Genomic DNA, 12,666 nt, shown 5'->3' with positions numbered 1-12,666 from the left:
GCGCGTGACGGCGCATCCGGTCGCGGCAATTCCTGTGATTGCCGTACACCGCGGTGCGCGGTCACCGTACCGTGGGAGAGCGGCGCAGATCTTGAGTGCGCGGCACCCACGGGGAACCCACGTGACGTCGAGGGGGAGAAGGGGCCTGGGTCATGGACCATGGCACCGAAGCGGGCGTGCACCCCGGCCGCGCTGCCGGCGGCAAGACCGCACGGGCGGACGCCGGGCGGATTCCGCTCGCCGTGGTCGTCGTCGACCGGGGCGGCCTGGTGTCCCACTGGAGCACCGGCGCGCGGCGGCTGTTCGGCACCGCACGTGAGGACGCCGTCGGCCACGCCGCCGTCGATCTGCTGCCGGTATCCGGCGCGCTGCCCGAGGACCTGGAGGACGGGCCGACACTGGACGCCTACGACGCGTACGACGGCCTCGGCCCCGACCTGGGCGCCTCGCTCGGCGGCCGCACGGCCTACCCGGCGGCGGGCCGGGCGCGCGTCGCCCACCCCGGTGAGGGCGACCGCCTCGACGTCCTGTGGTGGGCCTACCCACTGGTCGGCCCCGACTCCGCCCGGCTGCTGGTGCTCGCCGCCGACGCGGCCCGGCTGCACGCCGAACGCGGTTACGACGACGAGGTGATCGAGCGGATCTCCCCCGGCTTCGCCCGCCACACCGAACTGCCCGACGCCGGCGGCCTGGCCCGCCGGCTGCCGGAGATCCTGCCCAACATGGGCCCCGGTCCCAGCGCCCGGATCGTCTCGCAGGTACTCGAACTGGGCTACCCGGTCCTGGAGTTCAGCCAGTTCGACCGCGTGCCCGTCACTCCTGACTGGGGTGTGCCGCGCCGCGCCGACCGGGGCGCGCCGGCGCTCGTCGAGCGAACGCGGACGGTGGCGCCGGCGGCCGTACCGGCGGGCGCGGAGGAGGACCTGGAGTACGCGGCCGTACGCGAGCGGCTGGAGTTCCTCAACGAGGTCAGCCGGGGCATCGGCTCCTCCCTCGACCTCGACGCGACGATCCGCGAGGTCACCAGTGCCGCGGTGCCCCGCTTCGCGGACTTCGCCGGCACCCATCTGCGCGCGGCCGTCCTGGCCGGTGAGGACTTCCCGGACGGGCCGCCGGACGCCCAGACGGTGATGCACCGCGTCTGGGTCGAGCACAACGACGAACCGGGCCGCTGGGACGACACCGTCCCGGTCGGTGAGACCTTCGCCTTCCCCGAGCACACGCCCTTCTACCGGTGCATGGTCACGGGCGAACCGGTCCTCATCGAGCGGGTCGGCCCCGAGCTGAGTGAGCGGATCTCCGGCGAGTTCGAAAAGCGCGACCTCAGGCCGCTGATCACCGGCCGCTCCCTGCTGATCGTGCCGCTCAAGGCGCGCAACGTCGTCCTCGGCTTCATGGTGCTCATGCGCCGCCCCGACCGCGCCGCGTTCGACGACATGGACCGCACCACCGGCGCCGAACTCGCCGCCCGCGCAGGGCTCGTGCTCGACAACGCCCGCATGTACACCTACCAGGAGAACGTCGCCGAGACGCTCCAGGACAGCATGCTGCCCCAGGTCGCCCCGCGCATGGCGGGCTGCGACACCGCCACCCGCTATCTGCCCGGCACCCGCCTCGGCCGGGTCGGCGGCGACTGGTTCGACACCATCAAACTGCCGGGCGCCCGCACCGCCCTCGTCGTCGGCGACGTGATGGGCCACGGCCTGAACTCCGCCGCCATGATGGGCCAGTTGCGTACGGCCGTGCAGACCATGGCCGCCATGGAGGTGCCACCAGCGCAGCTGCTGCGCCACCTCGACGACCTGGCCCGGCGGCTCGGCGAGACCTACCTCGCCACCTGCCTGTACGCCGTGTACGACCCGATCCACGGCGAGCTGAGGATCTCCAACGCCGGGCACATCCCGCCGGTGCTGGTACGCGCCGAGGACGGGCGCAGCGAGCTGCTCGACCTGCCGACCGGCGCACCCATCGGCATCGGCGGCGTCCCCTTCGGGACCGCCGTGGTGCGGGTGGCGCCCGGTGACCGGCTCGTGCTGTGCACCGACGGGCTCGTCGAGGTGCGCGGCGCGGACATCGGGGACGGGCTGGCCGCGCTGTGCGAGTCCGCCGCCCATCCCGCGGCGTCCATGGACGACGCCTGCGACACCATCATCCGGGCCCTCAACACGCGCGGCGAACGCAAGGACGACGTCGCGCTCCTCATGGCCCGGCTCAACGGCATCCCCGCCGGTCACATCGCCGAGTGGCCGCTCGACCACGATCCGCGCGAGGTGGGCCGCGCCCGCCGGCTGGTCCGCGACCAGTTGCTGCGCTGGGACCTGGCCGACGCGGTGGAGACGGCACAGCTGCTCGTCAGCGAGGTCGTCACCAATGCCGTGCGGCACACCGGCGGACGGCGGATCGGGCTGCGGCTCGTCCTCGCGGACGCGCTGCTCGTCGAGGTCACCGACGAAGGCGCCGAACTGCCCGCCCTGCTCGACTCCGGGCGGGAGCAGGAGTACGGGCGGGGGCTGCGCGTGGTCAGCCGGCTGGCCCGGGAGTGGGGCGCCAGCGTGCAGGGCAACGGCAAGACCGTGTGGTTCGAACAGGCGTTGACATCCTGACCATCTCCTCGAACACCGGGTGAAAGCCTGCCCCCGACCCCTTGTCGTGCCCCCGGGCGTCGCGATATGTCGATCATGACGCCGACCCTGGGGAGCACGCATGAACGTCTCGGACAACTACCGCAACGCCTGGGAGAGTTACTGGGAGAAGACCTCCGACGAGCCGGGCGAGGCGATATGGGACGCCGGTGTGGAGCTGACCGCCGTCCCGCACACCGAGCTGCTGCTGCCCCACGCCGACCCGGCGCTGCCCGTCGTCGACCTCGGCTGCGGCAACGGCACCCAGACCCGCTATCTCGCCACCCGGTTCGCACGGGCCGTCGGCGTCGACCTGTCCCACGCGGCCGTCGAGCACGCGCGGCGCGGCGGGGAAGGCGACGGGGTGGAGTTCCAGCAGCTCGACCTGACCGACGCGGACGCCGTGCGCGCCCTGCACGAGCGGCTGGGCGACACCAACGTCTATATGCGGGCGGTCATCCACCAGAGCGAGCCGGAGGCGCGGTCCGCGGTCGCGGCCGCCGTCGCCGAGCTGACCGGCGCCCGCGGCCGGGCCTTCGTCGTGGAGCTGACCTCCGGCTCCCGCGCGGTGCTGCAGCGGGCCGCGCAAGGGCCGGGCGGGCCGGGGCCCAAGCTGCGCCGGGTCTTCGAGCACGGACTCAAGCCGGCCGACGCCCCCGACGAGGAGATCCGGCACCTGCTGGGCGGGGCCGGCCTGGAGATCCTGGCCGAGGGCGACACGGCGCTGGCGCAGACCGAGTACCTGCCCGACGGCAGCCTGCTGGAGCTGCCCGCGCACTGGTTCGTGCTGGCCCGCAGGCAGGTGTGACCGCGGTCACAGCTCCTGGCTGCGCCGTGCCGGTCACATCCGGGCCGTGTGTCTCGTCGGACCGGTGACAGAGCAGCACAGTCGTCACCGCCAAGGAGCAGCAGCCATGTCCACCGCCTACCTCGTCGTCACGGTCCTCGGGGCCGCCATGGCGGCCTTCTCCGCCGGCTCGGTCTTCCTCCACGCCGAGTGGACCGTCAAGCCGCTGGCCGACTACGGCGTCCCGCGCAGCTGGTGGCCGTGGCTGGGCGCGGCCAAGGCCGCCGGAGCGGCGGGTCTGCTCGTCGGCCTGGCCGTGCCGGCGATCGGGCGGCTGGCCGCGGCCGGCCTGATCCTGTACTTCCTCGGCGCGGCGATCACCGTGGCCCGCGCCCGCTGGTTCTCCCACGTGCCGTTCCCGCTGGTGTACGCGGCGCCCGTGGTGGCGTCCCTGGTGCTGGGCCTGGCGGCCTGACCACCGGCACGGCGGACCGCAGGACCGGCGCACTGCCCGGCCGCACGCCCCCGCGGCCGGGTGGCGGCGTGTGCGGACGGCGGCCGGACAGCCTGCCGGGCACCTCCGGCGGACGGACCCCGCACTCGGGCTGCCTGACGCCCCGGGATAGGGTCCTCCGGCTCCTGGGTGACCGGCGGTGGGGTCCTCCGGCTCCTGGGTGACCCGGCGACGTGGCGCCGCCGCCTACGGTCGGGCCCTCCCAGGCATCCGCCGGTCGACCACGGCAACTCCCCGGAGGCCGGCCGCCCGCTCGGGGCCCGATAGCCCGCCGCCGTCCTCCAGGGACAGGCCCCGGTTCGGGCCGCCCGGGAGCCTGTCACGGTCCCGGCGGGCGGGTCGTCCCGCGCTCGGGCGGCCCGGCGGTCTGGTGTGGCCCCAGCGATGGGGCCAAGGCCGGTTCGATCGCCTGTGGTGTGGGCGCGGGGCACCCCGAGGTGCTGGGCGGGTCCTCCCGCGCGCTCGGTGGCGTCCGGCGGGGGCTCCGGCGCGTCGCGGGGGGACACCCGGGCCGGAGCCTGGTCGCCGGGGCGGTCGGCGCGTAACGTGGCGCAGCATGAAGATCCTCATCAGCGCCGACATGGAGGGCGCCACGGGGGTGACGTGGCCGGCGGACGTGCTGCCCGGGACGCCGCAGTGGGAGCGGTGCCGGGCGATGTTCACGTCCGACGTCAACGCGGCCGTGCAGGGCTTCTTCGACGGCGGCGCCGACGAGGTGCTGATCAACGAGGCCCACTGGACCATGCGCAACCTGCTCCTGGAGCAGCTCGACGAGCGGGCGCAGATGCTCACCGGCCGGCACAAGGCGCTGTCCATGGTCGAGGGCGTGCAGCACGGCGACTTCGACGGCATCGCGTTCGTCGGCTACCACGCGGGCGCCGGCATGGAGGGCGTCCTGGCCCACACCTACCTCGCCAACCAGATCACCGGCGTCTGGCTGAACGACGTACGCGCGAGCGAGGGACTGCTGAACGCGCATGTCGTCGCCGAGTACGGGGTGCCCGTGATCCTGGTGACCGGGGACGACGTCGCCTGCGAGGACGCCCTCGGCTACGCGCCCGAGGCGCTGAAGGTCGCCGTGAAGGACCATGTGTCGCGGTACGCCGCCGTGTGCCGCACCCCGGCCCGCACCGCCGCCGACATCCGCGCCGCCGCCAAGGAAGCCGCTCGGCTGGCGGTGCGTCAGGAAGCCGCGGACGACGGCCCGTTCACTGTCGCCGTCGAGTTCGACGCCGAGCACCTGGCGATGGCCGCGACCGTCGTGCCCGGCGTCGGCCGGATCGGGGAGCGGAAGGTGGCGTACACCAGCGCCACCATGTACGAGGGGATCCGTACGTTCAAGGCGGTCACCACCATCGCCTCGGCCGCCGTGGAGGAGCAGTATGGCTGACCAGCAGGCCCTGCACGAGGTCGTCGACTTCACCTCCGGCCTCATCCGCATCGACACCACCAACCGCGGTGGCGGCGACTGCCAGGAGCGGCCCGCCGCCGAGTACGCCGCCGAACGGCTCGCCGGGGCGGGGCTCGAACCCGTGCTGCTGGAGCGGACACCGGGCCGTACCAACGTCGTCGCCCGGATCGAGGGCACCGACCCGTCCGCGGACGCGCTGCTGCTCCACGGTCACCTGGACGTCGTACCGGCCGAGACGCGCGACTGGAGCGTGCACCCCTTCTCCGGGGAGGTGCGCGACGGCGTCGTGTGGGGGCGCGGGGCCGTCGACATGAAGAACATGGACGCGATGATCCTCGCCGTCGTGCGCGCCTGGGCCCGCGAGGGCTTCCGGCCCCGGCGGGACATCGTCGTCGCGTTCACCGCCGATGAGGAGGCCAGCGCCGAGGACGGCTCCGGCTTCCTCGCCGACCACCATCCGCACCTGTTCGAGGGCTGCACCGAGGGTGTCAGCGAGTCCGGCGCCTTCACCTTCCACGACGGCTCCGGGCGGCAGCTCTACCCCATCGCGGCGGGCGAGCGCGGCACGGGCTGGCTGAAGCTCACCGCGCGCGGCCGGGCCGGACACGGCTCCAAGGTCAACGCGGAGAACGCGGTGACCCGGCTCGCCGCCGCCGTCACCCGCATCGGTGAGTACAGCTGGCCGACGCGCCTGACCCCGACCGTGCGGGCCGCGCTCACCGAACTCGCCACGCTGTACGGCGTCGAGCCCGACCTCGGTGACGTGGACGCGCTGCTGGGCAAGCTCGGCCCGGCCGCCCAGCTGGTCGAGGCAACGGTCCGCAACAGCGCCAACCCGACCATGCTGGACGCCGGTTACAAGGTCAACGTCATCCCCGGCGAAGCCGTCGCCCATATCGACGGACGCCATCTGGCAGGCCACGAGGACGAGTTCCGCGCGACCCTCGACGACCTCACCGGGCCGGACGTCGACTGGGACTTCCACCACCACGAGGTCGCCCTCCAGGCGCCGGTGGACTCGCCGACGTATGCGAAGATGCGCGCCGCCGTCGAGGAGTTCGCGCCGGAGGGGCACGTGGTGCCGTACTGCATGTCCGGCGGCACGGACGCCAAGCAGTTCTCCCGGCTCGGCATCACCGGCTACGGCTTCACGCCGCTGAAGCTGCCCGAGGGCTTCGACTACCAGGCTCTCTTCCACGGCGTCGACGAGCGCGTGCCCGTCGAAGCACTGCACTTCGGCGTCCGCGTCCTCGACCGCTTCCTGCGCACCGCCTAGGAGAGACACACCGTGCAGACCCTGCCGTACGGATCGTGGCCGTCGCCCGTCGACGCGGCGCTCGCAGCGGCCCACGACGGGTACCCCGAGTACGTCGGCTTCGTCGGCGACGAGGCCTGGTGGACCGAGCCGCGCCCCACCGAGGGCGGCCGGCGCACCCTGGTGCGGCGGCACGCGGACGGCCGGCAGGAGCCGGTGCTGCCCGCGCCGTGGAACGTGCGCAGCCGGGTCATCGAGTACGGCGGACGGCCCTGGGCCGGTGTGCTGCACGAGGGCGGGCCGCTCGTGGTGTTCACGCACTTCGCCGACCAGCGGCTGTACGCGTACGAGCCCGGTGGTGAGCCCCGCCCGCTGACCCCGGCCGGGCCGCGCTGGGCCGAACCGCAGATCCTTCTCGCGCGCGGCGAGGTGTGGTGCGTGCTGGAGGAGTTCACCGGCCCGGCGCCCACCGACGTGCGGCGCGTCCTGGCCGCCGTACCGCTGGACGGGTCGGCCGCCGAGGACCGCGGCGCGGTGCGCGAACTGGCCGGTGAGCGGCACCGGTTCGTCACCGGGCCGCGGCTCGCGCCGGACGGGCGCAGGGCCGCGTGGCTGGGGTGGGACCATCCGCGGATGCCGTGGGACGGCACCGAACTGCTGGTGGCCGACGTCGGCCCGGACGGAACCTTCGGGGAGCCGCGGGTCGTCGCGGGCGGTGAGCAGGAGTCCGTCGCGCAGGCCGACTGGTCGGCGGACGGGCGGCTGCTGTACGCCAGTGACCGCACCGGCTGGTGGAACCTCTACCGCGACGGCGAGCCGCTGTGCCCACGCGAGGAGGAGCTCGGCGGGCCGCTGTGGAAGCTGGGGCAGCGCTGGTTCGCGCCGCTGGAGAGCGGACTGATCGCCGTGCTGCACGGGCGGGGGCCCGCCGTCCTCGGGATACTCGACCCGGAGACCGGCGACCTGGTCGACGCCGTCGGCCCGTGGACCGAGTTCGCCGCCACCCTCGCCGTGCACGGCGACCGGGTCCTCGCCGTCGGCGCCGGTGTGCGCGGCGGCGGCGAGGTCGTGGAGCTGGACACCTGCACCGGACGCGCCCGGGTGATCGGCGCCGCCCACGAGGACGCCGTCGACCCCGCCTACTGCCCCGAGCCGCAGGCCCGGACCTTCACCGGCCCCGGCGGACGCGAGATCCACGCCCATGTGTACCCGCCCCACCACCCGCACTGCGCGGCACCGGAGGGCGAGCTGCCCCCGTACGTCGTGTGGGCGCACGGCGGGCCCACCGGCCGGTCCCCGCTCGTGCTGGACCTGGAGATCGCCTACTTCACCTCGCGCGGCATCGGAGTGGCCGAGGTCAACTACGGCGGCTCCACCGGGTACGGGCGCGCCTACCGCGAGCGGCTGCGGGAACAGTGGGGAGTGGTCGACGTCGAGGACTGCGCGGCCGTCGCGCTCGCCCTCGCCGAGGAGGGCACCGCCGACCGGGCCCGGCTGGCGATCCGGGGCGGCAGCGCCGGCGGCTGGACCGCGGCCGCCTCCCTGGCGGCCACCGACGTCTACGCCTGCGGCACGATCATCTACCCCGTGCTCGACCTCATCGGCTGGGCGTCGGGCGGCACCCATGACTTCGAGTCCCGCTATCTCGACTCCCTGGTCGGACCGTTCAGCCCGGAACGTTACGCCGAGCGCTCGCCCCTGACGCACGCCGACCGGATCACCGCGCCCTTCCTGCTGCTCCAGGGGCTCGACGACGTGATCTGCCCGCCCGAGCAGTGCGAGCGGTTCCTCGCCCGCATCGAGGGGAGGCGGCTGCCGCACGCCTACATCGCCTTCGAGGGGGAGGGGCACGGCTTCCGCCGGGCGGAGACCATGATCCGCGCCCTGGAGGCCGAACTGTCCCTGTACGCCCAGGTGTTCGGGATGCATGTGACCGGCGTCCCGCGGCTGGAGCTGACCAGGTGAAGCCGCTGCTGCGGCCCCGCCGCCTCGCTCCCGGCGCCCGCGTGGCCGTCGTCGCACCCAGCGGACCCGTGCCCGAGGAGCGGCTGCAGGCCGGGCTCGACGTGCTGCGCGGCTGGGACCTGGACCCGGTCGTCGCACCCCATGTGCTCGACCGGCACCGCGACTTCGGCTACCTCGCCGGGACCGACACGGACCGGGCCGCCGACCTCCAGGCCGCCTGGTGCGATCCGGCCGTCGACGCCGTGCTGTGCGCGCGGGGCGGCTACGGCGTGCAGCGCATGGCCGACCTGCTCGACTGGGACGCGATGGCGGCCGCCGGACCGAAGGTGTTCGTCGGCTTCAGCGACATCACGGCGCTGCACGAGGCGTTCGCCACCCGGCTCGGCCTGGTCACCCTGCACGGGCCGATGGCCGCCGGGATCGACTTCGTCAAGAGCGCCCGCGCCCAGGAGCATCTGCGGGCCACGCTGTTCGCCCCGGAGACGGTCCGGACGATCACCTCGGGCGGCGGCGCGCTGGTGCCCGGGCGGTCGCGGGGCGTGCTGCTGGGCGGCTGCCTGTGCCTGCTCGCCGCCGAACTGGGCACCCCGCACGCCCGGCCGTCCGCGCGGGGCGGACTGCTGTGCCTGGAGGACACCGGTGAGGAGACCTACCGCCTGGACCGCTACCTCACCCAGCTCCTGCGCTCCGGCTGGCTGGAGGGCGTACACGGGGTGCTGCTCGGCTCCTGGGAACAGTGCGGCCCGTACGAGCAGCTGCGGGCGTTGCTCGCCGACCGGCTCGGCGGGCTCGGCGTGCCCGTCGCCGAGGAGTTCGGATTCGGGCACGGGCAGGGGGCGTTGACGATCCCGTTCGGCGTCACGGCCGAACTCGACGCGGAGGCGGGTACGTTGACGCTGGACGAGCCGGCGCTGACCTGACCGGGCCCCTGGTCCCGCGCGGTCCTCCTGACGGGCCTCTGCGGTACGACGCGCACGGGCGCCGGTCGCGTCGTACAGTGTTCGAATGCCGCACCATGCATCCCGCTGGCTCGCCGAAGGGCCCCGCGTGGGCATACGCCACTTCGCCTACGACGACGGCCCCGAGTTCGCCGCACGGGCCCGGCAGAGCAAGGATCTGCACCACCCGTGGCTGTTCCCGCCGGACAGCGCCGACGCCTACACGGCGTACGCCTCCCGGCTGATCGAGGACCCCACGAAGGCCGGCTTCCTGATCTGCGAGAAGGACGGCGGGGACATCTCCGGCTTCATCAACATCAACAACATCGTCGAGGGCGCCTTCCTCAGCGGTGCCCTCGGCTACGGCGCCTTCGCGCACGCGGCCGGACGCGGGCTGATGAAGGAGGGCCTCGACCTCGTCGTCGGCCACGCCTTCGGCCCCATGCGGCTGCACCGGCTGGAGATCAACGTCCAGCCGGGCAACGCCGCCTCCATCGGCCTCGCCCGCGCCTGCGGCTTCCGGCTCGAGGGGTTCTCGCCGAAGATGCTCTTCATCGACGGGGCGTGGCGCGATCACGAGCGCTGGGCGATCACCGCCGAGATGCGCGCTTGTAGTTGATCTTCATCGTGTCGAGGACTGTTCGGGCGATCCGCCGCCGATAGAACCCGGCGTCTTTGCGCAACCCTGACCCGCGGCGGGCCTGGCCGGATCACCGGGCAACCGCTTCCATGGTGATCGTGACGACGATCCGACGTGAGGTACTGACCCTGCCCGCCGCGGACCTCGGCCCGGACAACCCGCTGCCCGCGCTGCGCCCCCTGGACGAGATGCACCGCATCGACGACCGCGACAAGGAGGACCTGCCGCGCGACATGGCCCGGCAGATCGGCTACGCCCCACTGACCAGCCTGCTGCCCGTGCGGGTGCGCGACGGCTACGGCCGCGACCGCGCATCACGCCGGCTCGACGCCCTCGTCATCGAGAACGATCGCCTGCGCGCCACCGTCCTGCCCGGCCTCGGCGGCCGGATCGTCTCCCTGCTGCACAAGCCGACCGGGCGCGAACTCCTCTACCGCAACCCGGTGTTCCAGCCGGCCAACTTCGCCCTCAACGGCGCCTGGTACTCCGGCGGCATCGAGTGGAACATCGGCGCCACCGGCCACACGGCCCTGTCCTGCGCACCCCTGCACGCCGCCCGCGTCCCCGGCCCCGACGGCACCGACATGCTGCGGCTGTGGGAGTGGGAGCGGCTGCGCGACCTGCCCTTCCAGGTCGACCTGTGGCTGCCGGAGGGCTCCGACTTCCTGTACGTCGGCGTCCGGGTCCGCAACCCGCACGAGCGGCCCGTGCCCACCTACTGGTGGTCCAACATCGCCGTCCCCGAGGAGTGCCGGGTCCTCGCCCCGGCGAGCGAGGCCTACCACTTCGGCTACGAGCGCCGGCTGCGCCGGGTCCCGGTCCCGGCGTACGACGGCGCGGACCGCAGCCACCCGCTGGGCAGCCCGTACGCCGCCGACTACTTCTACGACGTGCCCGAGCGGCGCCGGCGCTGGATCGCCGCACTGGACGAGAGCGGCCAGGGGGTGGTGCAGACCTCCACCGACGTGCTGCGCGGCCGCAAGCTGTTCGTGTGGGGCCATCTGCCCGGCGGCCGCCGCTGGCAGCAGTGGCTCACCGAACCCGGCACCGGCGGCTACTGCGAGATCCAGGCCGGCCTCGCCCGCACCCAACTCGAGCATGTGCGGCTGCCGGAGGAGAGCGAGGTCTCCTGGCTGGAGGCGTACGGCCCGTTCGACGCCGATCCCGCGGGCGAGTGGGACGCCGTCGTCGACCGGGCCGAGGCCCACCTGGCGGCCGTACTGCCGCCCGCCGACGTCGACGCCGCCTACGCCGCATGGCTGCCGCACGCCGACACCGAACCCGCCGAGACGCTCGCCGTCGGTTCCGGCTGGGGCGCGCTGGAGGTCCTGCGCGGCGGCTTCAGGCTGCCCGGCACCCCCTTCGCACAGGCCACCCTCGGGAAGGAACAGGAACCCTGGCTGGCGCTGCTGCACACCGGGGCGCTGCCCGAGCCGGGCGAGGAACGGCCGCCCGGCGAGAGCCTCGTCGCCCCGCACTGGCGGGACATGCTGGAGACCGCACCGGCCCGTCCGCACACCGAGTACCACCTCGGCGTCGCTCAGTGGCACGCCGGCGACCGCGCCCAGGCCGTGCGCAGCTGGGAACGGGCGCTGCCGCTCGCCCCCTCGCAGTGGGCGCTGCTGCGCTGCCTCGCCGTCGCCGACCGGGAGGGCGGCCACGGGGAGCGGGCCGCCGATCGGTACGCCGAGGCCTTCGACGACCTGTGCCGGGAGCGGCGCGACACCGGCCCCGAGTGGACGGCCGCCGGCGCCGCGCTCGGCCGCGAGGCCATCGAAGCGCTGCTCGCCGACGGACGTACGGACGCGGCGCGTGCCGTGTGGGAGCGGCTGGACCCCGGCACCCGGGAACGCGGCCGGTTCCGGCTGATCGAGGCGGCCCTGCTGCTCGCCGAGGGCAGGACGAGCGAGGCGCGGGGCGTGTTCGACGCGGGCTTCGAGGTCGCCGACCTCAGGGAGGGGGACGAGGTGATCGGGCGGCTGTGGGCCCGGATCGCCGGCGAACCCCTCCCTCAGCGGTACGACTTCCGGATGCGGCCGTACTGAGCCGTCGGGGCCGCGGGGCGGCGGCTGTCACGGGCGGCGGCGGTCCACGTACTCGTACACCGCGCCGTCCGGGTGGCGGGCGATCAGATTGCGGCCCACCGGCGTCGGCACCGGGCCGGCCACGATCTCCGCGCCCAGCTCGGCGAGGACGGTGTGCGCCTCGTCCACGTCGGCGACCGCGATCGTCGCCGCCACCTTGCGCAGCACTTCGATCTCCGCCGCCGGGCCACTCATCAGCAGGAAACAGCCGATGGCGGCGACCTGGACGCCACCCCGCTCGAAGCGGAGGGCTCTGCCGCCCGCGAGCCGCTCGTAGAAGGGGATGGCGGTGTCGAGGTCGTCTACGCAGACACGGAGTGAGGCACCCTGGATCTCCATACGGCAGAGCCTAGTTGGGCGCGCGCGGGCCGGTGATCGTTTCACCCGATCCCCACGACCGGCGGGCCGGCTGCACGCCGTTACGGCCCTGTGGCGCCGGGTACCCGAACGG

At 74.0% G+C, this 12,666-nt stretch carries 10 protein-coding genes; 9 read left to right on the top strand and 1 reads right to left on the bottom strand.

The annotated features are described in order from the left end of the window. Nucleotides 1-152: 152 nt before the first annotated feature. The 9 genes from AB0J12_RS00845 to AB0J12_RS00805 all read left to right on the top strand — a co-directional run bounded on the left by AB0J12_RS00845 (nucleotide 153) and on the right by AB0J12_RS00805 (nucleotide 12,176). A complete protein-coding gene (locus AB0J12_RS00845) occupies nucleotides 153-2,603 on the top strand; it encodes a SpoIIE family protein phosphatase (RefSeq protein ID WP_363261947.1) in 2,451 nt (816 codons plus the stop codon). Nucleotides 2,604-2,703: 100 nt separating this feature from the next. Beyond that, nucleotides 2,704-3,429 (top strand): methyltransferase domain-containing protein, encoded by a 726-nt coding sequence (locus tag AB0J12_RS00840; RefSeq protein ID WP_363261946.1) that lies wholly within the window; start codon nucleotides 2,704-2,706, stop codon nucleotides 3,427-3,429. Nucleotides 3,430-3,535: 106 nt separating this feature from the next. Further along, nucleotides 3,536-3,883, top strand: a complete 348-nt coding sequence (locus AB0J12_RS00835) for a DoxX family protein (RefSeq protein WP_363261945.1) — start codon at nucleotides 3,536-3,538, stop codon at nucleotides 3,881-3,883. A 595-nt stretch (nucleotides 3,884-4,478) separates the two neighbouring features. After that, on the top strand, nucleotides 4,479-5,312 hold the full coding sequence (locus tag AB0J12_RS00830) for a M55 family metallopeptidase (RefSeq protein WP_363261944.1): 834 nt from the start codon (nucleotides 4,479-4,481) through the stop codon (nucleotides 5,310-5,312). Beyond that, nucleotides 5,305-6,609, top strand: a complete 1,305-nt coding sequence (locus tag AB0J12_RS00825) for a M20/M25/M40 family metallo-hydrolase (protein ID WP_363261943.1) — start codon at nucleotides 5,305-5,307, stop codon at nucleotides 6,607-6,609. Before AB0J12_RS00830 ends, AB0J12_RS00825 begins: the two co-directional genes overlap by 8 nt. 12 nt (nucleotides 6,610-6,621) lie before the next feature. After that, nucleotides 6,622-8,553, top strand: coding sequence for an LpqB family beta-propeller domain-containing protein (locus tag AB0J12_RS00820; RefSeq protein ID WP_363261942.1), 1,932 nt, complete (start codon nucleotides 6,622-6,624; stop codon nucleotides 8,551-8,553). Continuing rightward, a complete protein-coding gene (locus tag AB0J12_RS00815) occupies nucleotides 8,550-9,473 on the top strand; it encodes an LD-carboxypeptidase (protein ID WP_363261941.1) in 924 nt (307 codons plus the stop codon). The genes AB0J12_RS00820 and AB0J12_RS00815 overlap by 4 nt, the downstream gene beginning before the upstream one ends. A gap of 85 nt (nucleotides 9,474-9,558) precedes the next feature. Further along, complete coding sequence (locus AB0J12_RS00810) at nucleotides 9,559-10,110, top strand: GNAT family protein (protein WP_363261940.1); 552 nt, start codon at nucleotides 9,559-9,561, stop codon at nucleotides 10,108-10,110. A gap of 110 nt (nucleotides 10,111-10,220) precedes the next feature. Continuing rightward, a complete protein-coding gene (locus AB0J12_RS00805) occupies nucleotides 10,221-12,176 on the top strand; it encodes a DUF5107 domain-containing protein (RefSeq protein WP_363261939.1) in 1,956 nt (651 codons plus the stop codon). Nucleotides 12,177-12,203: 27 nt separating this feature from the next. Here the strand turns inward: AB0J12_RS00805 and AB0J12_RS00800 are convergent, their stop codons facing one another. After that, complete coding sequence (locus AB0J12_RS00800; protein WP_363261938.1) at nucleotides 12,204-12,554, bottom strand: VOC family protein; 351 nt, start codon at nucleotides 12,552-12,554, stop codon at nucleotides 12,204-12,206. Nucleotides 12,555-12,666: the final 112 nt, after the last annotated feature.

It is taken from the genome of Streptomyces sp. NPDC049915 (assembly GCF_040656475.1).
In the GTDB taxonomy this organism is placed as follows: domain Bacteria; phylum Actinomycetota; class Actinomycetes; order Streptomycetales; family Streptomycetaceae; genus Streptomyces.
The sequence above is the reverse complement of the archived record's forward strand: the minus strand, read 5'-3'. Positions and strand labels throughout refer to the sequence as shown.